The 25,578-nt window shown below is 71.9% G+C and carries 22 protein-coding genes and 1 pseudogene; 12 read left to right on the plus strand and 11 right to left on the minus strand.

The genetic code is table 11. From position 1 onward, the window contains the following. Nucleotides 1-94 precede the first annotated feature (94 nt). Nucleotides 95-1,138 carry a zinc-dependent alcohol dehydrogenase family protein gene (locus ABT300_RS25325; protein WP_351679815.1) on the minus strand — a complete coding sequence of 348 codons (1,044 nt, stop codon included), beginning with the start codon at nucleotides 1,136-1,138 and terminating at the stop codon, nucleotides 95-97. 202 nt (nucleotides 1,139-1,340) lie between these two features. On the opposite strand from ABT300_RS25325, the gene ABT300_RS25330 reads away from it, so the two are divergent. Continuing rightward, the gene (locus ABT300_RS25330; protein ID WP_266717954.1) at nucleotides 1,341-1,580 is read left to right on the plus strand and encodes a heavy-metal-associated domain-containing protein; all 240 of its coding nucleotides are present in this window, start codon (nucleotides 1,341-1,343) and stop codon (nucleotides 1,578-1,580) included. Between the two features lie 91 nt (nucleotides 1,581-1,671). Beyond that, nucleotides 1,672-3,924 (plus strand): heavy metal translocating P-type ATPase, encoded by a 2,253-nt coding sequence (locus ABT300_RS25335; RefSeq protein WP_351679817.1) that lies wholly within the window; start codon nucleotides 1,672-1,674, stop codon nucleotides 3,922-3,924. Between the two features lie 881 nt (nucleotides 3,925-4,805). On the opposite strand, the gene ABT300_RS25340 is transcribed toward ABT300_RS25335, so the two are convergent. The 3 genes from ABT300_RS25340 to ABT300_RS25350 form a co-directional block, all read right to left on the minus strand. After that, nucleotides 4,806-6,095 (minus strand): citrate synthase, encoded by a 1,290-nt coding sequence (locus ABT300_RS25340; protein ID WP_057574563.1) that lies wholly within the window; start codon nucleotides 6,093-6,095, stop codon nucleotides 4,806-4,808. 241 nt (nucleotides 6,096-6,336) lie between these two features. Beyond that, nucleotides 6,337-8,598 carry an SF1B family DNA helicase RecD2 gene (recD2, locus tag ABT300_RS25345; RefSeq protein WP_351679821.1) on the minus strand — a complete coding sequence of 754 codons (2,262 nt, stop codon included), beginning with the start codon at nucleotides 8,596-8,598 and terminating at the stop codon, nucleotides 6,337-6,339. A gap of 62 nt (nucleotides 8,599-8,660) precedes the next feature. Continuing rightward, on the minus strand, nucleotides 8,661-8,987 hold the full coding sequence (locus ABT300_RS25350; RefSeq protein ID WP_351679824.1) for a hypothetical protein: 327 nt from the start codon (nucleotides 8,985-8,987) through the stop codon (nucleotides 8,661-8,663). 271 nt (nucleotides 8,988-9,258) lie between these two features. On the opposite strand from ABT300_RS25350, the gene ABT300_RS25355 reads away from it, so the two are divergent. The 6 genes from ABT300_RS25355 (at nucleotide 9,259) to ABT300_RS25380 (ending at nucleotide 16,676) form a co-directional block, all read left to right on the plus strand. Then, nucleotides 9,259-10,329 carry a LacI family DNA-binding transcriptional regulator gene (locus ABT300_RS25355; protein ID WP_351679827.1) on the plus strand — a complete coding sequence of 357 codons (1,071 nt, stop codon included), beginning with the start codon at nucleotides 9,259-9,261 and terminating at the stop codon, nucleotides 10,327-10,329. Continuing rightward, complete coding sequence (locus ABT300_RS25360) at nucleotides 10,326-11,945, plus strand: sugar ABC transporter ATP-binding protein (protein WP_351679829.1); 1,620 nt, start codon at nucleotides 10,326-10,328, stop codon at nucleotides 11,943-11,945. Before ABT300_RS25355 ends, ABT300_RS25360 begins: the two co-directional genes overlap by 4 nt. Further along, the gene (locus tag ABT300_RS25365) at nucleotides 11,935-13,890 is read left to right on the plus strand and encodes an ABC transporter permease/substrate-binding protein (protein ID WP_351679831.1); all 1,956 of its coding nucleotides are present in this window, start codon (nucleotides 11,935-11,937) and stop codon (nucleotides 13,888-13,890) included. The genes ABT300_RS25360 and ABT300_RS25365 overlap by 11 nt, the downstream gene beginning before the upstream one ends. Nucleotides 13,891-13,964: 74 nt before the next feature. Next, nucleotides 13,965-14,870 (plus strand): ribokinase, encoded by a 906-nt coding sequence (locus tag ABT300_RS25370; protein ID WP_351679833.1) that lies wholly within the window; start codon nucleotides 13,965-13,967, stop codon nucleotides 14,868-14,870. After that, nucleotides 14,867-15,256 carry a D-ribose pyranase gene (gene rbsD / locus ABT300_RS25375; RefSeq protein ID WP_351679836.1) on the plus strand — a complete coding sequence of 130 codons (390 nt, stop codon included), beginning with the start codon at nucleotides 14,867-14,869 and terminating at the stop codon, nucleotides 15,254-15,256. Before ABT300_RS25370 ends, rbsD begins: the two co-directional genes overlap by 4 nt. Nucleotides 15,257-15,467: 211 nt before the next feature. Further along, nucleotides 15,468-16,676 carry an esterase/lipase family protein gene (locus ABT300_RS25380; RefSeq protein ID WP_351679839.1) on the plus strand — a complete coding sequence of 403 codons (1,209 nt, stop codon included), beginning with the start codon at nucleotides 15,468-15,470 and terminating at the stop codon, nucleotides 16,674-16,676. A 68-nt stretch (nucleotides 16,677-16,744) separates the two neighbouring features. Here the strand turns inward: ABT300_RS25380 and ABT300_RS25385 are convergent, their stop codons facing one another. Continuing rightward, nucleotides 16,745-17,002, minus strand: coding sequence for a GntR family transcriptional regulator (locus tag ABT300_RS25385; protein ID WP_351679842.1), 258 nt, complete (start codon nucleotides 17,000-17,002; stop codon nucleotides 16,745-16,747). Nucleotides 17,003-17,126: 124 nt separating this feature from the next. Further along, nucleotides 17,127-17,387 carry a GntR family transcriptional regulator gene (locus ABT300_RS25390; RefSeq protein ID WP_351679845.1) on the minus strand — a complete coding sequence of 87 codons (261 nt, stop codon included), beginning with the start codon at nucleotides 17,385-17,387 and terminating at the stop codon, nucleotides 17,127-17,129. A gap of 152 nt (nucleotides 17,388-17,539) precedes the next feature. On the opposite strand from ABT300_RS25390, the gene ABT300_RS25395 reads away from it, so the two are divergent. Beyond that, nucleotides 17,540-17,836 (plus strand): hypothetical protein, encoded by a 297-nt coding sequence (locus tag ABT300_RS25395; RefSeq protein ID WP_351679848.1) that lies wholly within the window; start codon nucleotides 17,540-17,542, stop codon nucleotides 17,834-17,836. After that, complete coding sequence (locus ABT300_RS25400; RefSeq protein ID WP_351679850.1) at nucleotides 17,833-18,093, plus strand: hypothetical protein; 261 nt, start codon at nucleotides 17,833-17,835, stop codon at nucleotides 18,091-18,093. Before ABT300_RS25395 ends, ABT300_RS25400 begins: the two co-directional genes overlap by 4 nt. A 33-nt stretch (nucleotides 18,094-18,126) precedes the next feature. Here the strand turns inward: ABT300_RS25400 and ABT300_RS25405 are convergent, their stop codons facing one another. From ABT300_RS25405 to ABT300_RS25425, 5 genes are all read right to left on the minus strand, one after another. Beyond that, entirely contained in the window at nucleotides 18,127-18,888 is a 762-nt protein-coding gene (locus tag ABT300_RS25405) for an HNH endonuclease (protein ID WP_351679853.1), read from the minus strand. Next, the gene (locus tag ABT300_RS25410) at nucleotides 18,885-20,306 is read right to left on the minus strand and encodes an AAA family ATPase (protein WP_351679856.1); all 1,422 of its coding nucleotides are present in this window, start codon (nucleotides 20,304-20,306) and stop codon (nucleotides 18,885-18,887) included. Before ABT300_RS25410 ends, ABT300_RS25405 begins: the two co-directional genes overlap by 4 nt. A 90-nt stretch (nucleotides 20,307-20,396) precedes the next feature. Beyond that, on the minus strand, nucleotides 20,397-21,197 hold the full coding sequence (locus tag ABT300_RS25415; RefSeq protein ID WP_351679866.1) for a sugar phosphate isomerase/epimerase family protein: 801 nt from the start codon (nucleotides 21,195-21,197) through the stop codon (nucleotides 20,397-20,399). Nucleotides 21,198-21,235: 38 nt separating this feature from the next. Continuing rightward, a complete protein-coding gene (locus ABT300_RS25420) occupies nucleotides 21,236-22,390 on the minus strand; it encodes a dihydrodipicolinate synthase family protein (protein WP_351679859.1) in 1,155 nt (384 codons plus the stop codon). Beyond that, complete coding sequence (locus tag ABT300_RS25425) at nucleotides 22,387-23,544, minus strand: Gfo/Idh/MocA family protein (protein WP_351679861.1); 1,158 nt, start codon at nucleotides 23,542-23,544, stop codon at nucleotides 22,387-22,389. The genes ABT300_RS25420 and ABT300_RS25425 overlap by 4 nt, the downstream gene beginning before the upstream one ends. A 157-nt stretch (nucleotides 23,545-23,701) precedes the next feature. Here ABT300_RS25425 and ABT300_RS25430 point away from each other — a divergent pair. Both ABT300_RS25430 and ABT300_RS25435 read left to right on the plus strand, forming a co-directional pair. Continuing rightward, nucleotides 23,702-24,886: pseudogene (locus ABT300_RS25430) on the plus strand (LacI family DNA-binding transcriptional regulator); the annotation flags it as partial. Nucleotides 24,887-25,098: 212 nt separating this feature from the next. Then, the gene (locus ABT300_RS25435) at nucleotides 25,099-25,500 is read left to right on the plus strand and encodes a hypothetical protein (RefSeq protein ID WP_351679863.1); all 402 of its coding nucleotides are present in this window, start codon (nucleotides 25,099-25,101) and stop codon (nucleotides 25,498-25,500) included. The last annotated feature ends 78 nt before the right edge of the window (nucleotides 25,501-25,578 follow it).

Here is a 25,578-nt window from a genome sequence, read left to right on the forward strand (position 1 = left end):
GCGCCGTGCCCCACCCCTGTCGTGGGGCACGGCGCTTCCCGGACGCCGTCGGAGAACGCGCCCGGGGCGACCGCCCGGCCCGCCTCCGCTCCGCTCAGGACCACGGCTCGACGACGGTCATCCCCGCGCCCGGACTCGCCCCCAGGGCCGCCAGCGCCGCCGGAGCGGCGTCGAGCGGGATCGTGGAGGTCACCAGCAGGTCGGGGCGCAGCACGCCCGACCGGACCAGCTCCAGCAGCTCGGGGTAGGCGTGCGCCGCCATGCCGTGGCTGCCCAGGATCTCCAGCTCCAGGGCGACGGCACGGGCCAGCGGCACGGACGTCATGCCGTCCGCGGAGGGCAGCAGTCCGACCTGGACGTGACGGCCGCGGCGGCGCAGGCCGTTGACCGAGGCGGCGCAGACGGCCGGGGAGCCGAGGGCGTCGAGGGACAGGTGCGCGCCGCCGCCGGTCAGCTCGCGGACCGCCTCGGCCGTGTCCGGCACGCGGGCCGCGTCGACGCACTCCGCCGCGCCGAACCTCCGCGCCAGCTCCAGGGCCTGCGGCGAGACGTCCACCGCCACCACCCGCGCGCCGCTCGCCGCGGCGATCATCACCGCGGAGAGACCCACCCCGCCGCAGCCGTGCACCGCCACCCACTCCCCGGCGGCGACCCGGCCCTGCTGCACGACCGCGCGGAACGCGGTGGCGAACCGGCAGCCGAGGGAGGCGGCCGTCGCGTACGACAGGTCGTCGGGGATCACGACCAGGTTCACGTCGGCGTGGTCCAGGGCCACGTACTGGGCGTAGGAGCCCCAGTGCGTGAAGCCGGGCTGGGTCTGGCGCTCGCACACCTGGTGGTGGCCGGCCGCACAGGACGGGCAGCTGCCGCAGCCGCACACGAAGGGGACGGTGACCCGGTCGCCGGGCCGCCTGCGGGTGACCAGCTCGCCCACCTGCTCGACGACGCCCGCGAGTTCATGACCGGGCACGTGCGGCAGGGCGATGTCCGGGTCGTGGCCCATCCAGCCGTGCCAGTCGCTGCGGCACAGGCCGGTGGCCTCCACCCGTACGACCACTCCATGAGGGGCGGGCCGGGGGTCGGGCACCTCACGCACCTCGGCCGGTTCGCCGTACCGCTCGAAGACCACCGCTCGCATGCCGCTCCCGTCGCCGTTCTCGTCGCCGTCCCGTCTGCGGGTACATCGTCGCCGGGCGGGCCGTGCGGCGCGAAAGCGGGGGGAGGGGACCGGCGGCGCGTCGGCCGCCCTTCTTTGGTAAATACCCCCTAGGGGTATACTCTCGACAACGGCGGGCCCCGGCGACGCCGCCCGCCCCAGCCGCCTCTACGAGGAGAACGACATGACCGCTGCAACCGATACCCCGGGCTCCGTCACCACCGTCTACAAGGTGAGCGGCATGAGCTGCGGCCACTGCGAGGGCGCCGTCTCCGGCGAGCTCTCGGAGCTCGCCGGTGTCACCTCGGTGAAGGCCGTCGCCTCGACCGGCGAGGTCACGGTCGTCTCCGCCGCCCCGCTCGACGAGGAGGCCGTGCGCGCCGCGGTCGACGAGGCCGGCTTCGAGCTGGCCGGCCGGGCCTGAGCACCCCTCCCCCATCCGAGGCATTCACCGGGCCGTGCCGACCAGCTGATACTGGTTCCGTACGGCCCGGTCCGTTTCCTGGAGTACGGACATGACCAGCACCGCCACCTCCGCAGCCTCCGCCGAGTCCGCGATAGCCGCTCCCCCTTCCGAGGTCGAGCTGCTCATCGGCGGAATGACCTGCGCCTCCTGCGCGGCGCGCGTGGAGAAGAAGCTCAACCGCATGGACGGCGTCACCGCCACGGTCAACTACGCGACCGAGAAGGCGCGCGTCAGCTATCCGGCCGGCGTCGAGGTCGCCGACCTGATCGCGACCGTGGTGAAGACCGGGTACACGGCCGAGGAACCAGCCCCCGAGCCCGCCCCGCAGGCCGCCGGCGACGCCCAGCCGGACCCGGAGCTGACGGCCCTGCGCCACCGCCTCCTCGTCAGCGCCCTGCTCGCCGCCCCCGTCGTGCTGCTCGCGATGGTCCCGTCCTTCCAGTTCGACGACTGGCAGTGGCTCTCGCTGACGCTCGCCGCCCCGGCGGTGGTCTGGGGCGGCGCGCCGCTGCACCGGGCGGCCTGGACGAACCTGCGGCACGGCACGGCCACCATGGACACCCTGGTCTCCGTCGGCACGCTGGCCGCGCTCGGCTGGTCGCTGTGGGCGCTGTTCTTCGGCGACGCGGGGATGCCCGGCATGCGACACCCCTTCGAGCTCACCGTCTCCCGCACGGACGGCGCCTCGACGATCTATCTCGAGGTCGCCGCCGGCGTCACCGCCTTCATCCTGCTCGGCCGCTATCTCGAGGTCCGCTCCAAGCGACGCGCGGGCGCCGCCCTGCGGGCGCTGATGGAGCTGGGCGCGAAGGACGTCGCCGTGCTGCGGGGCGGACGCGAGGTCCGCATCCCCGTCGACCGGCTGGCGGTCGGGGACCGGTTCGTCGTGCGGCCTGGGGAGAAGGTCGCCACCGACGGGACGGTCGTGCAGGGCACGTCCGCCGTGGACGCCTCCATGCTGACCGGAGAGTCCGTGCCGGTGGACGTCGCACCGGGCGACGCCGTCACCGGGGCCACCGTGAACGCAGGCGGCCGGCTGGTCGTCGAGGCGACCCGGATCGGCGCGGACACCCGACTGGCCCGCATGGCGCAGCTGGTGGAGGAGGCCCAGACAGGCAAGGCCGAGGTGCAGCGGCTGGCCGACCGCATCTCCGGCGTCTTCGTGCCGGCGGTGCTGCTGATCGCGCTCGCCTGCTTCGGGGGCTGGCTCGTGGCCACGGGCGACACCGTCGCCGCGTTCACGGCGGCCGTCGCCGTGCTGATCATCGCCTGCCCGTGTGCGCTCGGGCTCGCCACGCCCACCGCGCTCATGGTGGGCACCGGGCGCGGCGCGCAGCTCGGCATCCTGATCAGGGGCCCGGAGGTCCTGGAGTCCACGCGCCGCGTCGACACCGTCGTCCTCGACAAGACCGGCACCGTCACCACCGGCCGGATGACCCTCCAGGACGTGTACGTCGCCGACGGCGAGGACGAGCGGCTGCTGCTGCGGCTCGCGGGCGCCCTGGAGCACGCCTCGGAGCACCCGGTCGCCCGGGCGGTGGCCGCGGGCGCCGAGGAGAGGGCCGGCGAGCTGCCCGCGGCCGAGCGGTTCGAGAACGTGCCCGGCCGCGGTGTACGCGGGCTGGTGGAGGGCCGCGAGGTGGCCGTGGGGCGCCTCTTCGCCTCCCTGCCCGAGGAGTTGGCGCGCGCCAAGGACGAGGCCGAGCACAACGGCATGACGGCCGTCGTCGCCGGATGGGACGGCGTGGCGCGCGGGGTGCTCGCGGTCGCCGACGCGGTCAAGGAGACCAGTGCCGAGGCGGTGCGGGAGCTGCGGGCGCTGGGCCTCACGCCCGTGCTGCTGACCGGGGACAACCGGACGGTCGCCGAGGCCGTCGCGGCGGCCGTCGGGATCGACCGGGTCGTCGCCGAGGTGCTGCCGGAGGACAAGGTCGACGTGGTGCGGCGGCTGCAGGACGAGGGGCGGGTCGTCGCCATGGTCGGGGACGGGGTCAACGACGCCGCCGCGCTCGCCACCGCCGACCTGGGACTGGCCATGGGGACCGGCGCCGACGCGGCGATCGAGGCGAGCGACCTGACGCTGGTGCGCGGCGACCTGCGGGTGGCCGCGGACGCGATCCGGCTGTCCCGGCGCACGCTCGCCACGATCAAGGGCAACCTGGTGTGGGCCTTCGGCTACAACGTGGCGGCGCTGCCGCTGGCCGCGGCGGGCCTGCTGAACCCGATGATCGCGGGGGCGGCGATGGCGTTCTCGTCGGTGTTCGTCGTCACCAACAGCCTGCGGCTGCGGACCTTCCGGTGAGGAACGGAACGTACCGCCGAGTAGGCCCAGGCCTTTCGACAAGACCCCTGGAGTCCTGCCCGTACCTCACATAAGCTCTTCACAAGGCTCGCGCATCATCCTTACGCTTGGGCCCCGATCGCCGTATCCGTTCTCTTGCGCATTTAACGGACATATGCAAGAGACACAGATCACAGTGATGCGAACGAAACCATCGAAGGGCTTCGAAGGTCTAAGTTGACGATGTCAGGAAGCGTCTTGGGGGGCGTGCCCTGACGTCTGAGGATGTCTTGGGGGACTTCCTCAGAGATGCGTTGCCGGGGCACGCACACCGGGAAGCTTTGAGCGGCCCTCCCGGCGTGCGCTGTCCCGGCAGATCGCACACTGCGGTAGTACGAGCACTTCTGCTCGTTCTGCTCAACCGCAGGCACAACAACCGCATATCGTGACGAAAACAGCGAATTCAGGCGCTGTCCTCACAACGCCCGGCCGGATCCCGTGGGGGGAATCCGCACCGGGACATGGGAAGGCGCCCTGGTCGTCGGCCCGTGGGGGGACTGGCGCCGGGGCGCCTTCCGTATGCCCTCGCAAGGACGCAACCCCCCAACACACCCACCACCCCCACCTCAGGGGGCGCGGGGCACGGCCCACCACCCCCACCTCAGGCCCGCGGGGAATCTTCCGAACGCGGCCCACCACCCCCCACCTCAGGGGCGCGGGGAACTGCGCGACCAGCCCCCACCCACCCGCACCCGAAAACGCACCCCAAGACCCCCGGCCTCCCGGCCCCCGGGCCCCCGCCCCCGGACACACGACTGCCCGGGACAAGGCCCCGGGCAGTCGAACATCAGAACAACACAAGCGAGGGGCACCCGTAGAGACCCGGCCCCCCGCCGGAGGCGTCAGCGCTGCTCGACCGGAACGAAGTCCCGCTCGACGACACCGGTGTAGATCTGGCGCGGGCGCCCGATGCGGGATCCGGGCTCCTTGATCATCTCGTGCCACTGGGCGATCCAGCCCGGAAGGCGGCCGAGGGCGAAGAGGACCGTGAACATCTCGGTCGGGAAGCCCATGGCGCGGTAGATGAGGCCGGTGTAGAAGTCGACGTTGGGGTAGAGGTTGCGCGAGACGAAGTAGTCGTCGGAGAGCGCGTGCTCCTCCAGCTTCAGGGCGATGTCCAGCAGCTCGTCGGACTTGCCGAGGGCCGAGAGGACATCGTGCGCGGCCGCCTTGATGATCTTGGCGCGCGGGTCGAAGGACTTGTACACCCGGTGGCCGAAGCCCATCAGGCGGACGCCGTCCTCCTTGTTCTTCACCTTGCGGATGAAGGAGTCGACGTCGCCGCCGTTGGCCTGGATGCCCTCGAGCATCTCCAGCACGGACTGGTTGGCGCCGCCGTGCAGCGGACCCCACAGGGCGGAGATGCCGGCCGAGATCGACGCGAACATGTTGGCCTGCGACGAGCCGACCAGGCGGACCGTGGACGTGGAGCAGTTCTGCTCGTGGTCCGCGTGCAGGATCAGCAGCTTGTCGAGCGCGGAGACGACGACCGGGTCGAGCTCGTACTCCTGGGCCGGCACGGAGAACGTCATGCGCAGGAAGTTCTCGACGTAGCCGAGGTCGTTGCGCGGGTAGACGAACGGGTGGCCGATCGACTTCTTGTAGGCGTACGCGGCGATCGTCGGAAGCTTGGCGAGCAGCCGGATCGTGGAGAGGTTGCGCTGCTTCTCGTCGAACGGGTTGTGGCTGTCCTGGTAGAACGTCGACAGCGCGGAGACCACCGACGACAGCATGGCCATCGGGTGCGCGTCGCGCGGGAAGCCGCGGTAGAAGTTCTTGACGTCCTCGTGCAGCAGGGTGTGCTGCGTGATGTCGCTCTTGAAGACGGAGAGCTCGTCGACGGTCGGCAGCTCGCCGTTGATCAGGAGGTACGCGACCTCGAGGAAGGTCGACCGCTCGGCCAGCTGCTCGATCGGGTAGCCGCGGTACCGGAGGATGCCCTGCTCGCCGTCGAGGTAGGTGATGGCGGATTTATAGGCGGCGGTGTTGCCGTAGCCGCTGTCCAGGGTCACCAGACCGGTCTGGGCGCGGAGCTTCCCGATGTCGAAGCCCATGTCGCCGACGGTGCTGTCGATCACCGGGTAGGTGTACTCGCCGTCGCCGTACCGCAGTACTACAGAGTTGTCGCTCACGTCATCCCTCACCGACGTTGTGCCTCTTCTTTGAGGTTGCCCTGACTGTCTCTACCATCCCCCATTTGGCGCACGAGAGTGCACTCGGGGTCGACCATTGGGCTTATCGACGGCACTCAGTGCCGCCAACTAGCTCATCCTGCCGCCTTGGTCACGGTTGGGGAAGTGCTCTGTGACCTTCGTGACTCATTTGATCGATCATTTTTTCCCTGCCTCCGCGCCGCCCCCGGGACATCTCAGGTCAGCGGCCCGCGAGCCGGAAGTCCAGGGCCGTGCAGCGACGGCCCGCCGACACCGTGCGCACCGCCTGGCCGATCGCCTTGCGGGATCCGACGAGGACGACCAGCTTTTTCGCGCGGGTGACGGCCGTGTACAGAAGATTCCGCTGCAGCATCATCCATGCTCCGGTGGTGACGGGGATCACCACCGCGGGATATTCACTTCCCTGGGACCGGTGGATGGTCACCGCGTACGCGTGGGCCAGCTCGTCCAGCTCGTCGAAGTCGTACGGAACCTCCTCGTCCTCGTCGGTCAGCACCGTGAGCCGCTGGTCGACCGGATCGAGCGAGGTCACCACGCCCACGGTGCCGTTGAAGACACCGTTCTTCCCCTTGTCGTAATTGTTGCGGATCTGGGTGACCTTGTCGCCGACGCGGAAGACCCGGCCGCCGAAGCGCTTCTCGGGCACGTCGGGGCGGCCCGGTGTGACGGCCTGCTGGAGGAGGCCGTTGAGGGCCCCCGCGCCGGCCGGACCGCGGTGCATGGGCGCGAGCACCTGCACGTCCCGGCGCGGGTCCAGGCCGAACTTGGCCGGGATGCGACGGGCCGCCACGTCCACCGTGAGGCGGCCGGCCTCCTCGGTGTCGTCCTCGACGAAGAGGAAGAAGTCCTTCATGCCGTCGGTGAGCGGGTGCTGCCCGGCGTTGATCCGGTGCGCGTTGGTCACCACTCCCGACTGCTGCGCCTGGCGGAACACGCGCGTGAGCCGCACCGCCGGAACCGGGCTGCCGTCGGCCAGCAGATCGCGCAGCACCTCGCCCGCGCCGACGCTGGGCAGCTGGTCCACGTCCCCGACGAAGAGCAGGTGCGCGCCCGGCGGCACGGCCTTGACCAGCTTGTTGGCGAGGAGGAGATCCAGCATCGACGCCTCGTCGACGACCACCAGATCGGCGTCCAGCGGACGGTCGCGGTCGTAGGCCGCGTCGCCGCCGGGCTTGAGCTCCAGCAGGCGGTGGACGGTGGACGCCTCCGCGCCCGTCAGCTCGGCGAGCCGCTTGGCGGCGCGGCCGGTGGGCGCCGCCAGCACGACCTTCGCCTTCCTCGCGCGGGCCAGCTCCACGATCGAGCGGACGGTGAAGGACTTGCCGCAACCGGGGCCGCCGGTCAGCACGGCCACCTTCTCCGTCAACGCCAGCTTGACGGCCGCCTCCTGTTCGGGCGCGAGCTCCGCCTGCGTACGGGACCTCAGCCACGCCAGCGCCTTGTCCCACGACACGTCACGGAAGGCCGGCATCCGGTCCTCGTCGGTGCGCAGCAGCCGCAACAGCTGCGCGGAGAGGGAGAGTTCGGCCCGGTGGAAGGGGACCAGGTAGACGGCCGTGACCGGTTCGGCCGCGCCGTCCGGGCCCGGGACCCGCTCGCGGACGACGCCCGGGTCCTCGCCCTCCTGCGCGGGCTCCGCGAGGGCGGCGAGACATTCGATGACGAGGCCGGTGTCGACCTGGAGCAGCTTGACGGCGTCGGCGATCAGCCGCTCCTCGGGGAGGTAGCAGTGGCCCTGGTCGGTGGCCTGGGACAGCGCGTACTGGAGGCCCGCCTTGACCCGCTCCGGGCTGTCGTGCGGGATGCCGACCGACTGGGCGATCTTGTCGGCGGTGAGGAAGCCGATGCCCCAGACGTCGGCGGCGAGCCGGTAGGGCTGGTTCTTCACGACGGAGATGGAGGCGTCGCCGTACTTCTTGTAGATGCGCACCGCGATGGAGGTGGACACCTCGACGGTCTGCAGGAAGAGCATGACCTCCTTGATCGCCTTCTGTTCCTCCCAGGCGTCGGCGATCTTCTTCGTGCGCTTCGGGCCGAGGCCGGGGACCTCGACGAGCCGCCCCGGCTCCTCCTCGATGATCTGCAGGGTGTCCACGCCGAAGTGCTGGGTGATGCGGTCGGCGAAGACCGGACCGATGCCCTTGACCAGGCCCGATCCCAGATAGCGGCGGATGCCCTGGACGGTGGCGGGCAGCACGGTCGTGTAGTTCTCGACGGTGAACTGCTTGCCGTACTGCGGGTGGGAGCCCCAACGGCCCTCCATGCGCAGGGACTCGCCGACCTGGGCGCCGAGGAGCGCGCCCACGACCGTGAGGAGGTCGCCCGCGCCCCGGCCGGTGTCGACGCGGGCGACCGTGTAGCCGTTCTCCTCGTTGGCGTACGTGATGCGCTCGAGCACGCCTTCCAGCGTGGCCGTCCGCCGCTCGCCCGCCGCCTGGGCGGCTCCCGTCTGTTGGGACATGGACCGACCGTACCGCCCGGCGCCGACAGCCCGGCCCGGTACCGCCCACCCGCCCGGGCGGGTCAGTTCTGCGTGATCGTCACACAGGTGCCGACGACATAGCCGGTGACGCCGCTCCTGGTGACCTTCACCCACCGCTTGCTGACGATGCCGCACTTCTCGTACGAGGTGTTGGCGTAGTACATCGTGCAGTCCGCGGGCGCGCTCTGGCCCTTGTTGAGCTGCGCGAGGGCCGTGCCGCCGGTGCTCTTCGTGGCCCGGATGACGACCGTCTCGTCGGCCTTGGCCGTGCAGCCCGCCGCGGACGCGGGGGCCGCGACGACGACGGCGGTCCCGAGTCCCAGGGCCGCGGCCCCGATCGTCGCTCCGAGTATCCGACCTGCTCGCATGTCCACTACTCCCCTGTCGGCTGGCGCGGGCATGCCACCCGCGAAGGACAGGGGGCAGCCTAGGACAGGCCCCGCGCGCACCCCACGTCCCTCGGGGGGCCGCACATCACGATCCGGTTGCGGGATGGGGCGGAGGGGTTGATTCCGGCTCGTGTAATCGATTCCATTCCTCCGTACACGCCGATGTAATCGATTCCATGCACCCATTCAGGCATCGATCCCGACGTGTCCCCATGAACCCGACCCGAGTCCACGAGGAGGTGGCACGGCGATGGCGAGCATCAAGGACGTCGCTGCCGAGGCGGGGGTCTCCGTCGCCACGGTGTCCCGCGTCCTGAACGACCATCCGTCGGTCAGCGCGGACGCACGCACGCGCGTGCTGGCCGCCGTCCAGACGCTCGGCTACCGCCCGAACGCGGTGGCCCGGTCGCTGCGCACCGACCAGACCCACACCCTCGGGCTGGTCATCAGCGACGTGATGAACCCCTACTTCACCGAACTGGCCCGCTCCGTGGAGGAGGCGGCCCGCGCGCTCGGCTACAGCGTCATCATCGGCAACGCCGACGAGCGGCCCGACCTCCAGGACCACCATGTGCGCAACCTGCTGGACCGCCGCATCGACGGGCTCCTCGTCTCCCCCACCGACGGCGGCTCGCCGCTGATGCTGGACGCCGCCCTCGGGGGGACCCCGATGGTGTTCGTCGACCGGTGGATCCCGGGCGTCGACGTGCCCGTGGTGCGGGCGGACGGAGGCGCCGCCGTGCGCGACCTCGTGAGGCATCTGCACGGGCTCGGACACCGCCGGCTCGCCGTCATCGCGGGCCCGGCGGCCACCACCACCGGCAGCGAGCGCGTCGACGCCTTCCGGGCCGCCCTGGCCGAGTACGGCCTGCCCCTGCCCGACGTCTACATCGGGCAGGGCGACTTCAAGGCGGAGAGCGGGCGCCGGGTCACCGAGGGCTTCCTCGACCTGCCCGAGCCGCCCGAGGTCGTGTTCGCCACCGACAACCTGATGGCGCTGGGCGCGCTGGACGCCGTACGCGCGCGCGGGCTGCGCGTTCCGGACGACGTGGCGCTCGCCGCGTTCGACGACATCCCGTGGTTCGTGCACACCGACCCGCCGGTCACCGCGATCGCCCAGCCGACCGGGGAACTGGGACGGGCCGCCGTGCGGGCGCTCGTCGACCGCATCGAGGGTCGGCCCCCGCAGTCCGTCACGCTGCCGGCCCGGCTCGTGGTGCGCCGCTCGTGCGGCGAGCCCGCGCCTCAGGAGCCGCCCGCCCGGGAGGAGTTCCCCGCCTCCCAGGAGCCGTCCCCCGTAACGAACAGGAGCCAGACGTGAGCGACCCGGACGAGTTGCTGCGCATCGAGGGCATACGCAAGACCTTCCCCGGCGTGGTCGCGCTCGACAGCGTCGACTTCGACCTGCGGCGGGGCGAGGTGCACGTGCTGCTCGGCGAGAACGGCGCGGGCAAGAGCACCCTCATCAAGATGCTCTCCGGCGCCTACCGGCCCGACGCCGGGCGGATCCTGGCCGGCGGCGAGGAGGTGCGCATCCACGGCGCCCAGGACGCCGAACGCCTCGGGATCGCCACCATCTACCAGGAGTTCAACCTCGTCCCCGATCTGACGGTCGCCGAGAACATCTTCCTCGGACGGCAGCCGCGCCGGTTCGGGATGATCGACCGGGGGCGGATGGAGGCCGAGGCGGCCGTCCTGCTGGAGCGGGTGGGCGTGAACGTCTCGCCCCGCGCGCGCGTGCGGGAACTGGGCATCGCCCGACTGCAGATGGTCGAGATCGCCAAGGCGCTCAGCCTGGACGCACGCGTGCTGATCATGGACGAGCCGACCGCCGTGCTGACCTCCGAGGAGGTCGACAAGCTCTTCGCCATCGTGCGCAGGCTGCGCGAGGACGGCGTGGGCATCGTGTTCATCACGCACCACCTGGAGGAGATCGCCGCTCTCGGCGACCGGGTCACCGTCCTGCGCGACGGCCGGTCGGTGGGACAGGCGCCCGCCGACACGCCGGAGGACGAGCTGGTCCGGCTCATGGTGGGCCGCTCCATAGAGCAGCAGTACCCGAGGGAGCGCGCCGAGCCAGGGCCGGCGCTGCTGTCCGTCGAGGGTCTGACCCGGGACGGCGTCTTCCACGACGTCAGCTTCGAGGTGCGCGCCGGCGAGGTCGTCGGCATCGCCGGGCTGGTCGGAGCCGGACGCACCGAGGTCGTGCGGGCCGTCTTCGGAGCGGACCCGTACGACGGAGGAGCCGTGCGGGTCGACGGCGCGACGCTGCCGCGGCACGACGTGAACGCCGCGATGGCGGCCGGCGTCGGGCTGGTGCCCGAGGACCGCAAGGGCCAGGGGCTGGTGCTCGACCAGTCGGTCGAGGAGAACCTCGGGCTCGTCACCATGCGGGCCGCGACCCGCGGCGGGCTGGTCGACCTGAAGGGCCAGCGGGAGGCGGCGGCGCGGATCGCCGGGCAGCTCGGGGTGCGGATGGCCGGACTCCACCAGCAGGTGCGCACGCTGTCCGGCGGCAACCAGCAGAAGGTCGTCATCGGAAAGTGGCTGCTGGCCGACACCAGGGTGCTGATCCTCGACGAGCCGACGCGCGGGATCGACGTCGGCGCCAAGGTCGAGATCTACCAGCTGATCAACGAACTGACGGCCGCCGGCGCCGCCGTCCTGATGGTCTCCAGCGACCTGCCCGAGGTGCTCGGCATGAGCGACCGGGTGCTGGTGATGGCCCAGGGCCGCGTCGCCGGCCGGCTCTCCGCCGAGGAGGCCACGCAGGACGCCGTCATGGCCCTCGCGGTGAGCGCTCCCGCGGCGGCCGACGCATCCGCCGCCCCCGGCGCCCTCTCCCCTGGCTCCGCCTCGACCGGCATCCCCTCGACCGGCTCTCTCTCCACCGACTCTTCCCCTACCACCGAACCGGAGGCCGGCCGTGGCCGCTGACACGCATCTGAGCTCGACGGGCGCCGGTGGCGGCGCCGCGGCGGTCCGCCGTCTGCTCCTCGACAACGGCGCCCTCACCGCGCTGATCGTCCTCGTCATCGCCATGTCGGCGCTGTCGGGCGACTTCCTGACCACGGACAACCTGCTCAACGTGGGCGTCCAGGCGGCCGTGACCGCCGTCCTCGCCTTCGGCGTGACCTTCGTGATCGTCGCGGCGGGCATCGACCTGTCGGTCGGCTCGGTGGCGGCGCTTTCGGCCACCGTGCTCGCCTGGAGCGCGACCCAGCACGGCGTGCCGGTGGTCCTGGCGGTGGCGCTGGCCGTCGTCACCGGCATCGCGGCCGGTCTGGTGAACGGTTTCCTCATCGCGTACGGCAAACTGCCGCCGTTCATCGCGACGCTCGCGATGCTGTCCGTGGCGCGCGGTCTGTCGCTGGTGATCTCCGAGGGCTCCCCGATCCCCTTCCCCGACTCGGTCTCGCACCTCGGCGACACCCTCGGCGGCTGGCTGCCGGCGCCGGTGCTCGTCATGATCGTGATGGGTCTGCTCGCCGCGTTCGTGCTCGGCCGCACCTACATCGGGCGTTCGATGTACGCGATCGGCGGCAACGAGGAGGCGGCCCGGCTGTCGGGTCTGCGGGTGAAGAAGCAGAAGCTCGCGATCTACGCGCTGTCCGGGGTGTTCGCGGCCGTGGCGGGCGTCGTGCTCGCCGCCCGGCTGTCCTCGGCGCAGCCTCAGGCCGCCGACGGTTACGAGCTGGACGCGATCGCCGCGGTCGTCATCGGCGGCGCCTCCCTCGCGGGCGGCACGGGCAAGGCGTCCGGCACGCTGATCGGCGCGCTGATCCTCGCGGTGCTGCGCAACGGCCTGAACCTGCTGTCCGTCTCCGCGTTCTGGCAGCAGGTCGTCATCGGCGTGGTCATCGCGCTGGCGGTGCTCCTCGACACCGTCCGCCGCAAGGCGGGGGCGACCCCGGCGGCCGCCGGGACCGGCTCCGGCGGGAGCAAGGGCCGGCAGGCGGCGACGTACGGACTCGCGGCGGTCGTCACCGTGGCCGTCGTGGGCGCGACCTCGTTCCTGCACGGCGGCGGTTCGTCGACCGCGAACCCGCGGATCGGTCTGGCGCTGTCCACCCTGAACAACCCGTTCTTCGTGCAGATCCAGGCGGGCGCGAAGGCCGAGGCGAAGAAGCTGGGCGTCGACCTGACGGTCACCGACGCGCAGAACGACGCCTCGCAGCAGGCCAACCAGCTGCAGAACTTCACCGGTTCGGGCCTCGACTCGATCATCGTCAACCCGGTGGACTCGGACGCGGCCGGCAACTCGGTGAAGGCCGCCGACAAGGCGAAGATCCCGGTCATCGCGGTCGACCGGGGCGTCAACAAGGCCTCGGTGGACGCGCTGGTCGCCTCCGACAACGTGGCGGGCGGCGAGTTGGCCGCGAAGACGGTCGCCGAGAAGCTGGGCGGCACCGGCAAGATCGTGATCCTGCAGGGCCAGGCCGGCACGTCGGCGGCCCGAGAGCGGGCGGAGGGCTTCGCCAAGGGGCTGAAGGCCTACCCCGGCATCCAGGTGCTCGCCCAGCAGCCGGCCGACTTCGACCGCACCAAGGGTCTCGACGTGATGTCGAACCTGCTCCAGGCGCACCCGGACGTCCAGGGCGTCGTCGCCGCCAACGACGAGATGGCGCTCGGCGCGATCAAGGCGCTCGGCGCGAAGGCCGGCACGTCGGTCCAGGTCGTCGGCTTCGACGGAACTCCGGACGGGCTGAAAGCCGTTGAACAGGGCACGCTGTACGCGTCCGTGGCGCAGCAGCCGTCGCAGCTCGGCAAGATCGCCGTGGACAACGCGGTGCGGGCGCTGCAGGGCAAGAAGGTCGAGGAGACGGTGAAGGTGCCGGTGAAGGTGGTCACGAAGGAGAACGTGGCCGGCTTCAGCGGCTGACACCGAGCACGAAGGCGGGCGGCGCCCCTTGTCGGGACCGCCCGCCTCACGTCACGTTTCAGGGGAGTTCTTCCATGTACGACTACGACCTCCTGGTCGTGGGGTCGGCCAACGCCGACCTGGTGATCGACGTCGAGCGCAGGCCCGCGGCCGGGGAGACGGTGCTCGGTTCCGACCTGGCCGTCCACCCCGGCGGCAAGGGCGCCAACCAGGCCGTCGCCGCGGCCCGTCTCGGCGCGCGCACGGCCCTGCTGGCCCGGGTCGGCGACGACGCGCACGGCCGACTGCTGCTCGACTCGCAGCGGGCGGCCGGGGTCGACACGGCGGGCGTCCTGGTGGGCGGGGCGCCCACCGGCGTCGCGCTGATCACCGTGGACCCGTCGGGCGACAACAGCATCGTGGTGTCGCCGGGCGCGAACGGACGACTGACCCCCGAGGACGTGCAGGCCGCGACCGGACTCCTGCGCAGCTCCCGGGTGGTCTCGGCGCAGCTGGAGATCCCGCTGGAGACGGTCGTGGCGGCGGCGACGGGCCGGGCGCCGGGCAGCCTCTTCGTGCTGAACCCCTCCCCGCCGCGTCCGCTGCCCGCCGTGCTGCTCGCGGCCTGCGACACGCTGATCGTCAACGAGCACGAGGCGAAGGTGATCCTCGGCGAGGCCGCCGCCGGCGAGTCGCCGGAGGGCTGGGCCCGGCTGCTGCTCGCGAAGGGGCCGAAGTCGGTGGTGGTGACCCTGGGGGCGCAGGGCGCGCTGACGGCGTCGGCGGACGGCGGCGTCGAGCGGGTGGGGCCGGTGCAGGTGGACGCCGTCGACACGACGGGCGCGGGCGACTCCTTCACGGCTGCGCTGGCGTGGAAGCTGGGCACGGGCGCCTCCCTGGCCGAGGCCGCGGCGTACGCGGCGCGGGTCGGGGCGGTCGCCGTGACCCGGCGGGGCGCGCAGGAGTCGTTCCCGACGGCGGACGAGGTCGGGGCGCTGTGAGGAAGGCCGGGATTCTCAACCGTCATCTCGCCGGTGCGCTGGCCGAGTTGGGGCACGGAGACGGGGTGCTGGTGTGCGACGCCGGCATGCCGATACCGGACGGGCCCCGGGTCGTCGACCTGGCGTTCCGGGCGGGGGTGCCCTCGTTCGCGGAGGTGGTCGACGGGCTGCTGGACGAGCTGGTCGTGGAGGGGGCGACGGCGGCGTCGGAGGTCAGGGAGGCGAACCCGGCGGCGGCCGACCTGCTGGACGGGCGCTTCCCCGAGCTGGCCCTGGTGCCGCACGAGGAGTTGAAGAGGCTGTCGGCCGGGGCGCGGCTGGTGGTGCGCACGGGTGAGGCGCGGCCGTACGCGAACGTCCTGCTCCGGTGCGGGGTGTTCTTCTAGGACGCGGCGAGAAGGGCGTCCGGCATGCAAGGAGGATGCGAAGGGAACGACAGAGCGAACGAAACAAGCCAGTGGCACATGCCAAGCGCATCAAACATCTGCCGTGCGCTTTGCATCCCTTGTGCTGAACCCCGCAGGTCAAACGGGTGATCCGGCGAAATCGCCCCTCATGATGTGGTCGTCCCCCACCCCTCCCACAAGGAGCACGACCATGTCGGAAACAGCCGAGCCCAACATCGGCGAGTTCACCCTCGGCGCCCCGCTGAGCGAGTCCCCAGCCCCGGTGGACATTCCCGAACACGAGGAATGGCCCCTGCCGAACGGCTTCGCCTGGGTCTTCCCGGGCGAGGGCAACAACACCCACGGACTCGTCCGTCCCGTGATCATGGCCGACGGTTTCAACCTCGGCCGGAGCGAGCTCGACAAGCTCTACCAGGGGCTGGAGGGCGGCGACTTCGCGTTCATCAGCGAGCTGCGCCGCAGCGGCCGGGACGTGATCCTGCTCGGCTTCGAGGAGCGCAGCGCGTCCATCCTGGACAACGCGCAGGCGGCCAAGGCCGCCGTCATGGAGGCCGTCGCCCGGCAGGTCGGCGACGCCCGGCTCACCGTCGGCGGGTTCAGCATGGGCGGCATCGTCACCCGCTACGCGCTGGCCGCGATGGAGCACGAGCGGATCGACCACCGGACCGCGCTGTACTTCTCCTACGACAGCCCCCACCGCGGCGCCTCCATCCCCGTCGGCGTGCAGGCGTTCTCGTACTTCATCCCCTTCCCGAACGACTTCGCACGGCAGATGGACAGCCCGGCGGCCCGTCAGATGCTCTGGCGTCACTACGACGAGGAGACCGGCAAGATCGGCGTCGCCCCGGAGCGCACGGAGTTCCTGGCCGAGCTGGAGCGGGTCGGCGGGTGGCCGCGGATCCCCCGTCTGATCGGCCTCGCCAACGGCCGCGGCGACGGCGTCGGCCTGCCCGACGTGCACCCCGGCGAGGTCGCCCTGCGGGTGGACGGCATCTACCCCGGCACCACCTTCTACATCCAGGCCCAGGGCGACGACGTGACGGCCGCGTATCTCAACCGCCGCTTCCCCAAGGCCGACAAGACCATCACCACCAACGGCTTCCCCGAGGTGGACGGCGCGCCCGGCGGCACCCTGCACACCTACGGGATCCTCGCGGACACCCTGCGCAAGCTCGGCGGCACGGTGGACCTGAGGCACGAGGACGTGTGCTTCGTCGCGTCGGTGAGCGCCGTCGCCGTCCGCGACGTCGAGACGCAGAAAGACCTGTACACGAACATCGACCGGCTGTCCCCGGAGGAGAGCGAGCTGGACGACTTCCTCTGCTCGTCGACGACCACCGCGCACACGGCGATCACCGCTGAACTCTGCACCTGGCTGATGGACCGCCTGCCGAACTGACCCGACCCGTCGCCGGCCACCGCCGGGGCCGCCCGTCCGCGCACATCCGCGGAGGGGCGGCCCCTTCGTCACATCTCGGCGGCGGGCGGCAGGGGGTCGGCGACGAACGAACCCCGAGCCCGGACGGTCACCACCAGCCCCCTCTCCCGAAGGATGTCCAGAGCGCGGCGCACCGTGCCCGGACCGACCTTGTACTCATGCGTCATGGTCAGTTCGCCCGGCAGCCTCGTGCCCGGCGGGTACTCACCGGCACGGATCTTCCGTTCGACGATCGCGGCGAGCTGTTCATAGACGTACTGCGGCGAATCGGGGCTGATCTTGTCCACCTGCCGACCGTATGCCGCTACCTTCCACCGCGCGCACTACTTAGCGCTACTGGTCGCCGCTACCTACCACGGCCATGAGCGAGCTGGGCTCCCGAGGGGCAAGGGCCCCCTTGGCCTCACCCGGCTAGGCGGCGGGCGGCAGGGGGTCGGAGACGAACCATCCCCGCTGGGGGACGGCGTATACCCAGCCCTCGTCGGCCAGGAGGCCGAGCCCCCGTCGCACGGTGGTCCGTGCGATGCCGTACCGCTGCACGAGCTGAGCCTCACTCGGCAGCATCCGCCCGGGCTGCCAGTCACCGCGCCTCACCTGCGCACGCAGAATCTCGGCCAGCTGCCGGTACGGCGTCAGGGGCGCTCCGTGATCGATCTCCGCGTCTGGGTTCATGGAGACGACGCTAAGCAAGGGGAGCGATACACACTCTTCGGGATACGTATCGCGACGAGTCGATACAAGGAGATACCATGGCCGACGAAAGCGCCCCGGCGGGAAGGTGAAAGCTTCCGTGCCGGGGCTCAGCCGACGCTAGGAGTCGACCTGTGCGCAGCCTACTTGCCGCGATCCTGAGCCTCTTCCTGCCGCCCCGCGGAGCGCACCGCGCCCCCGGCGGCCCGGTGTTCCGGACCGCTCCGCCGTGCATGCCCCCGCGCCGGACGCAGCCGTGTCCCGCGGACGTGCTCCTCGCCGACGGCCTGCCCCTGGTCAGGCCGTACCTCGCCGCCTGGGAATGCGAACGCGACGCCCTGGACCGCAGGCACGTCCAGCGGGAGCGGCGGCGCGCGGCGGTCCTCGCCACCATGGGGCAGGACTACGTCCCCGTGGAGGCCGCCGCGTGAGCGCGCGGCGATTCCGCAGCGTCGGAGTCGACCCCGCCACCGGCAAGGAGGCGTTCGTGCTCGCGCGTCCCGGCGGTGTGCTGGAGGACCTGGCCGACGCGCACGCGATGAGGGCCTCCGCCGTCCTGGTGACGGTCGTCGGGGCCGTGCTGGAGGCGGGCAGGTCGTCGGAGGCCGAACTCGCCGCGTTCGTGCCGTCGCTGCACGCCGCGCTCGAGGAGTGCGTCGGCATCATCGCGGCGGACAGGGAGCCCTAGGAACAGCGGGCGGACGCGCCCACTGCGGGCGTGTCAGTAGCTGAGGCCCCTGAAGTGCAGGAACGCGGAACGCAGTTCGGCGTCGAGGAGGAGGCCGAGGGTCTCCTCCTCCCCCGCGAACAGGGCATCGGCCGCCGGATGGCCGGACTGATGGAACATGGCGACCAGCACGTCGATGAGGGGACGGTTCCAGGTGACCCGGACGATCTCCGTCGCCTTGTCACGCTGCCCCTTGTCCATGGCTGTGCGCCACAGCTCGATGGAGTGCCTGGCCGTCGCGTAGGCGTCCCTGCGTCCCTCCACCAGGACCGCTCTCGCGTTCAGGCCGAACACCTCGATACAGGCCTCCCCTCGGTCGGTCAGGCCCCGGTACGTGCCGAGTGGGAGCACCAGCCGCAGATGGTCCAACGGGTCCTCGGCTGACGGGTCGACGAGCAGCGGGCTGCCGTCGGCCGCGGTGGGGAAGAGGTTCCGCTTCTGGTTGCTGTTGCAGAACGAGCAGGCCAGCAGATGGTTCAGCCAGTCGAAGGTGCGCAGCGGAGCGAGGCTCTTCGGCTCGAAGTGGTCGATGTCGGTGCCCTGGCTGTCACCGCAGTACATGCAGCGTTCGCGGCCGGGGGCCATCTCCGCGAGCCCCGCGACGAGTGCGGGACGGACCTGTCGGCGATTGGCCCAGAGTTCCTTCGCGCGGTCCTTGCGTTCCTTCTCCGTGGCCCGCTGCCCGATCTCGGAGGTGTAGCGGGCCAGTCGTTCCGTCGTGTCCGCCGGAAGGACGGCACGGCGCAGGCGGATCACTCCTGTGCGTCCTTCGTGTCCTCGGCGTCCTCGGCGATCTCCTCCGCCAGTCGACGGAGGTGGGCCGACACCTCGTTCACGCGAGCCGCCGGCGAACTCGCGAGCCGCGCCTTCAGTTCCTTGTAGCGGGCGAGCGACTCGCGGGACCCGGCCCCGTCGTAGATCTGCGCCTCCAGGTCCACGAACTCGGCCCTGGCCCGTTCGGCGCGCTCCGAGTAAGGGGTGTCCAGTCCGAACAGGTCCGAGAGGACCGCGTCGTCGCCGCTGCCGTACACCACCCGGTCGTACAGGTCCTGGTCGATGACCTCGGGGGGGAGGGCCTCGTCCACGCCGGGCAGCCTGATCAGACCGCCGGGATCAGCGGCCTGGCAGATGTAGGGGCTGTGCGTGGTGACGATGAACTGGATGCGAGGGAAGTGGGAGGTCAGCCACGGGCCGATACGGCGCTGCCAGGAGACGTGCAGATGGGCGTCGATCTCGTCGATGATGACGACGCCTGGCGTCATCAGACGCATCGGACCGGCGCCGACGTCCGTGAGCTCGGACTCCCACAGGTCGGCGCCGAACGCGTCGTGCAACTGCTTGAGGATGTCGACGACCAGAGCGGCCACGGTACGGAATCCGTCGCTCATCTCCCGCATCGGAAAACGGCTGCCGTGCCGCTCCACCCACAGGCCGTCGGAGTCGACGTCGACGATCTGGTACCCGTCCGGCAGGAGTCCGTCTCCGAGGAGTGCCAGTGCGAACCGCTTCAACCTGGCGGCGCCCGGGCGGCGTTCCAGTGCGCGCAGATGCTGCTCGATCAACCAGGCGACGCCTTCGGCGAGCGAGGCGTCCTCGTGGAAGAGGCTCGCATGCCTGGCCACCGGCCCGGAGGTCAGCATCAGCCGCTGCACCTCGCCGGAACCACCCGCCATCCGTCGGAACGGCCCGTAGGCCGCGCTGAACCAGCCCGCGGGGTTGTCCGCCCACGGACCACGACGGGCGATGCTGGTCTGCGCCTTGGTGTACCTGATCTCCTGCAGCCCGGGAAGGACGCCTCTGCGCACGGGCGCCTTGCCGGCCGACCCGTCTCGGGGCGTGGTCCAGCGGAGTCCGGCCGGGACCGCGCCGGCAGGGGGGCGGCCCTGCGAGAAACGGTCGTGGCTCGCGTCCCGGACGATCTCGACCTTGACCTGCCCCGCGGTGCTGTGCTCGGTCACCCAGTTCTCGAAGCCCGGCACCAGGCCCCGTGCCACCGCGGGCCCACTGAGCGCCAGTGCCATGGCCCGCAACAGCGTCGTCTTGCCCGAGCCGTTGCGCCCGGCGAGGACCGTCCACCCGGCGTGGCTGCCGTCGGGGCGGGTCAGAGTGAGGTCCACCTCGCGGGGACCGTGAAAGGACTTGATGTCCTGCACGATGATCCGGCTGACGTACATGGGCGTCGGCGTCCGTTCGTTCGGGTGTCGTGCCCGATCCTACGGCCGAGGTCGGCCCGCCCGCGGCGGAGGCGGGCGGGCCGCCGCGCGTCAGTTCGCCGTGTGCTGCACGAAGCGTTCCGCGGTCTCGGCGAGCACCTCCCTGCCGTCCCTCGCCCACAGGCCGTCGTTGAACAGCTCGACCTCGACGGCGCCGGTGTAGCCCGCTGCCTCGACGTAGCCCTGCCACTCGCGCATGTCGATCGCGCCGTCGCCGATCTGGCCGCGGCCGTTCAGCACGCCCTCGGGCAGCGGCGTCGTCCAGTCGGCGAGCTGGAAGGTGTGGATGCGGCCGCCCGCGCCCGCCCGGGCGATCTGGGCGGGGGCATGGTCGTCCCACCAGATGTGGTACGTGTCGACGGTGACGCCGACCTGGTGGGCCGGGAAGCGTTCGGCCAGGTCGAGCGCCTGGGCGAGCGTCGAGACCACGCAGCGGTCGGCGGCGTACATGGGGTGCAGCGGCTCGATGGCCAGCTTCACCCCGTGCTCCTCGGCGTACGGGCCGAGTTCGGCGAGGGCGTCCGCGATGCGTTCGCGGGCGCCGTGCAGGTCCTTGGAGCCGGCGGGCAGGCCGCCGGAGACCAGGACGAGCACCTCGGTGCCGAGCGCCGCCGCCTCGTCGACCGCCCGCCGGTTGTCGGCGAGGGCCGCCGTCCGCTCGGCCGGGTCGATCGCCGTGAGGAAGCCTCCCCGGCACAGCGTCGTCACCGTCAGGCCCGCGTCGCGGACCAGCTTCGCGGTCGACTCCACGCCGTACGTCTGCACCGGCTCGCGCCACAGGCCGACGTTCGTCACGCCCAGGTCGCCGCAGGCGGCGACCAGTTCGGGCAGCGACAGCTGCTTCACCGTCATCTGGTTGATCGAGAAGCGGGACAGGTCCCCGGAAGCGCTCACTGGTTCACCCCGTACAGCGACAGCAGGTTCTTCATGCGTTCCTCCGCCAGCTTCGGGTCGGGGAACAGGCCGAGGCCGTCGGCGAGTTCGTAGGCGCGGGCGAAGTGCGGGAGGGAGCGGGCCGACTGCAGTCCGCCGACCATCGTGAAGTGCGACTGGTGTCCCGCCAGCCAGGCCAGGAACACCACGCCCGTCTTGTAGAAGCGGGTGGGCGTCTGGAAGAGGTGGCGGGAGAGCTCGACCGTGGGGTCGAGGAGAGCGCGGAAACCGGCCTTGTCGCCCGTGTCGAGGACGCGGACCGCCTCCGCCGCCAGCGGGCCCAGCGGGTCGAAGATGCCGAGGAGGGCGTGGCTGAAGCCCTGCTCGTCGCCCGCGATCAGCTCCGGGTAGTTGAAGTCGTCGCCGGTGTAGCAGCGCACGCCCTGCGGCAGCCTGCGCCGGATGTCGATCTCGCGTCCGGCGTCCAGCAGCGAGACCTTGATGCCCTCCACCTTGTCGGGGTGGGCGGCGATGACCTCGAGGAAGGTGTCCGTGGCCGCGTCCAGGTCGGACGAGCCCCAGTAGCCGTCCAGCGCCGGGTCGAACATCGGGCCCAGCCAGTGCAGGATCACCGGCTCGGAGGCCTGCCGCAGCAGGTGGCCGTAGACGTCGAGGTAGTCCTCGGGGCCGGTCGCCGCCGCGGCCAGGGCGCGCGAAGCCATCAGGATGGAGCGCGCGCCGGACGCCTCGACGAGGGCGAGCTGCTCCTCGTAGGCCGCGCGGACCTCGGCGAGCGTCCCGCCGGCGGTGAGCTGGTCGGTGCCGACGCCGCAGGCGACGCGCCCGCCGACGGCCTTGGCCTCGGCGGCGGAGCGGCGGATCAGTTCTGCCGCGCCCGCCCAGTCCAGGCCCATGCCGCGCTGGGCGGTGTCCATCGCCTCGGCGACGCCGAGCCCGTGGGACCACAGGTGGCGGCGGAAGGCGAGGGTGGCGTCCCAGTCGACGGCGGCGGGCGAGTCCGGCGAGACGTCCGCGAACGGGTCGGCGACGACGTGCGCCGCCGAGTAGACCGTGCGGGAGGTGAAGGGCGCGCCGGCGGTGAGGGCGAGCGGCTCGGTGCGGGGTTCGTAGGTCCGCAGGGCGCCGCTCGCGTCGGGCAGCTGGAGGGTCACAGCGTGACCTCCGGGACCTCGAGGCGGCGGCCCTCGGCGGAGGACTTCAGACCGAGCTCGGCGAGCTGGACGCCGCGGGCGCCGGCCAGCAGGTCCCAGTGGTAGGGGGCGTCGGCGTAGACGTGCTTGAGGAACAGCTCCCACTGCGCCTTGAAGCCGTTGTCGAACTCGCCGTTGTCGGGGACCTCCTGCCACTGGTCGCGGAAGACCTCGGTGGCGGGGATGTCCGGGTTCCAGACCGGCTTGGGGGTCGCGGAGCGGTGCTGGACCCGGCAGTTGCGCAGCCCGGCGACGGCCGAGCCCTCGGTGCCGTCGACCTGGAACTCGACGAGCTCGTCGCGGTTCACGCGGACCGTCCAGGAGGAGTTGATCTGCGCGATGGCGCCGCCTTCGAGTTCGAAGACGCCGTAGGCGGCGTCGTCGGCGGTGGCGTCGTAGGGCTTGCCCTGCTCGTCCCAGCGCTGCGGGACGTGGGTGGCGGTGAGCGCCTGGACGGACTTCACCCGGCCGAACAGCTCGTGCAGGACGTACTCCCAGTGCGGGAACATGTCGACGACGATGCCGCCGCCGTCCTCCGCGCGGTAGTTCCAGGAGGGGCGCTGGGCGGCCTGCCAGTCGCCCTCGAAGACCCAGTAGCCGAACTCGCCGCGGATGGAGAGGATCCGGCCGAAGAAGCCGCCGTCGATGAGGCGCTTGAGCTTGAGCAGGCCCGGCAGGAACAGCTTGTCCTGGACGACGCCGTGCTTGACGCCCGCGGCGGTGGCCAGCCGGGCCAGCTCCAGGGCGCCGTCGAGACCGGTGGCGGTGGGCTTCTCGGTGTAGATGTGCTTGCCGGCGGCGACCGCCTTCCTGATCGCCTCCTCGCGGGCGGAGGTGACCTGGGCGTCGAAGTAGATCTCGACGGTCGGGTCGGCGAGGACCGCGTCGAGGTCGGTGGAGACGTTCTGCGGGTCCAGGCCGTGCTGCTCGGCGAGAGTCTTCAGGGCGTGTTCCCGTCGGCCGACGAGGACGGGTTCCGGCCACAGCACGGTGCCGTCGCCGAGGTCGAGGCCGCCCTGTTCGCGGAGGGCCAGGATGGAGCGGACCAGGTGCTGGCGGTAGCCCATGCGCCCGGTCACGCCGTTCATGGCGATACGCACCGTCTTGCGTGTCACGTCGATCCCTTCGTAGGCGTCGTGCGCAGCGTGCCTGCGCGTTCCGTACGCGGTTGTGCGCGCCGCGTACGCCTCATTCCTGATCAGCGTTACAGCAAGCGCTTTCTATACAGGAAGAAGCTAGCCTCTGACCGGTGGTCCGGACAAGACCGTGTCCATCCCGAGTTGTTCGAGGGGGCGAACAACGGGGGTTCGGGGCCGTAAGGTCTGCTCGACACGCCCGGAACCGCGCTCACCACACCGCGGTCCACCAGGGCGGATGACGACGTACGACGAGATGCGTGACCGGAGGACTGACGAGATGACGGTGACCCTGGCGGACGTGGCGGCCCGCGCGCAGGTCTCGCCCGCGACGGTGTCGCGCGTGCTGAACGGCAACTACCCCGTCGCCGCTTCCACCCGGGAGCGGGTGCTGCGAGCGGTCGACGAGCTGGACTACGTGCTGAACGGACCGGCGAGCGCGCTGGCGGCGGCGACCTCCGACCTCGTGGGCATCCTGGTGAACGACATCGCGGACCCCTTCTTCGGGATCATGGCGAGCGCGATCCAGTCGGAGATCGGGGGGCCGGGCGGCCGGGCCGGGGGCGAACGGCTCGCGGTGGTCTGCAACACCGGGGGCTCGCCGGAACGGGAGCTGACCTATCTGACGCTGCTCCAGCGTCAGCGCGCCGCGGCCGTCGTGCTGACCGGCGGGGCCGTGGAGAACGAGCCGCACGCGACGGCGGTCGCGGCCAAGCTGCGCAAGCTCGGCGAGGCGGGCACCCGCGTGGTGCTGTGCGGGCGCCCGCCGGCGCCGGACACCACGGCGATCGCGCTGACCTTCGACAACCGCGGAGGCGGGCGGGAGCTGACCGAGCACCTCCTCGGCCTCGGACACCGCCGACTCGGCTACATCGCCGGGCCCGAGGAGCGCACGACCACCCGGCACCGGCTGGAGGGCCACCGGGAGGCGCTGGCCGCGGCCGGCGTCGAGGAGGACCCGCGCTGGACCGTGCACGGGCCCTACGACCGGCGGGCGGGCTACGAGGCGACGCTGGAGCTGCTGCGCCGGGACCCGTCGCTGACGGCCGTGGTGGCGGCCAACGACTCCGTCGCCCTCGGCGCCTGCGCCGCCCTGCGCGACTCGGGCCTGCGCATCCCGGACGACGTCTCGGTGGCCGGCTTCGACGACCTGCCCTTCAGCATCGACGTGGTGCCGTCCCTGACGACCGTGCGGCTGCCGCTGGCCGAGGCGGGAGCACGGGCGGGCCGCATCGCCATGGGCCGCGAGGAGCCGCCGCCCGGCGGGATCGCCATGGTGCGGGGCGAGTTGATGGTGCGCGGGTCCTCGGGGGCGCCGCGAGCGGCGTCCGACGAGCAGCGGACGGCTCGGGCCGGACGGCAGGGCGCCGCGGGCGAGGAGCCGTCGGCCCGGACCGCCGGGCAGGCGGCTGCTGCGGGCGAGGCACAGGCAGCCCAGACGGCTGCTGCGGGCGAAGCACAGGCAGCCCAGGCGGCTGCTGCGGGCGAAGCACAGGCACAGGCGCAGCCGGCGTCGTCCGGCGGCCCGCAGGGGTGAGGCTTCCCGCCGACTGCGGGCGCGCCGAACTCCTCGAGGTCGTCCGGCTGTCGGACGCCGCCAGGCCCTTCACGGCGCACGGCCTCGCGGGCGAGGTGGTCGACGTGTGGGTCGGGGACGAGGCGGCGCAGGCCCTGGCGCTGGTCGGCGCTCTGCCCGACAGCCCGCGCTACCGCTGCTTCGTCCCGGGCTGGGGCCTGCGGCTGCACGACGCCGTCGACCCCGAGCCGCTCCTGGAGATCGCGTTCTGCTTCCGCTGCAACGGCGCCCGCGTCCAGGGCCGGAGCGTGAACGTGCCGGAGGACCTGCGGTTCCAGGACTTCGAGGCCGAGAGCCCGCCCGGCCGGGAATTGCTCCGCCGCTTCCGCGCCTGCGCCCCCGCCCGCGGCCGGGAATGAGCCGGGCCCTGGCCGGGGCCGCGCCCCGGCCGGGCCGGGGCCGGGACGGGACGGGGCCGGGACCGGCCGGGGCCGGGG

Origin of the sequence: Streptomyces sp. NPDC001027, from assembly GCF_040299045.1 — a bacterium.
Taxonomy (GTDB): Bacteria; Actinomycetota; Actinomycetes; order Streptomycetales; family Streptomycetaceae; genus Streptomyces.

Coding starts and splice junctions, on each gene's coding strand:
- ABT300_RS25325 (WP_351679815.1), bottom strand. CDS start 1,138: ATGCGAGCGGTGGTCTTCGAGCGGTACGGCGAACCGGCCGAGGTGCGT.
- ABT300_RS25330 (WP_266717954.1), top strand. CDS start 1,341: ATGACCGCTGCAACCGATACCCCGGGCTCCGTCACCACCGTCTACAAG.
- ABT300_RS25335 (WP_351679817.1), top strand. CDS start 1,672: ATGACCAGCACCGCCACCTCCGCAGCCTCCGCCGAGTCCGCGATAGCC.
- recD2 (WP_351679821.1), bottom strand. CDS start 8,598: ATGTCCCAACAGACGGGAGCCGCCCAGGCGGCGGGCGAGCGGCGGACG.
- ABT300_RS25350 (WP_351679824.1), bottom strand. CDS start 8,987: ATGCGAGCAGGTCGGATACTCGGAGCGACGATCGGGGCCGCGGCCCTG.
- ABT300_RS25355 (WP_351679827.1), top strand. CDS start 9,259: ATGGCGAGCATCAAGGACGTCGCTGCCGAGGCGGGGGTCTCCGTCGCC.
- ABT300_RS25370 (WP_351679833.1), top strand. CDS start 13,965: ATGTACGACTACGACCTCCTGGTCGTGGGGTCGGCCAACGCCGACCTG.
- ABT300_RS25380 (WP_351679839.1), top strand. CDS start 15,468: ATGTCGGAAACAGCCGAGCCCAACATCGGCGAGTTCACCCTCGGCGCC.
- ABT300_RS25390 (WP_351679845.1), bottom strand. CDS start 17,387: ATGAACCCAGACGCGGAGATCGATCACGGAGCGCCCCTGACGCCGTAC.
- ABT300_RS25410 (WP_351679856.1), bottom strand. CDS start 20,306: ATGTACGTCAGCCGGATCATCGTGCAGGACATCAAGTCCTTTCACGGT.
- ABT300_RS25415 (WP_351679866.1), bottom strand. CDS start 21,197: ATGACGGTGAAGCAGCTGTCGCTGCCCGAACTGGTCGCCGCCTGCGGC.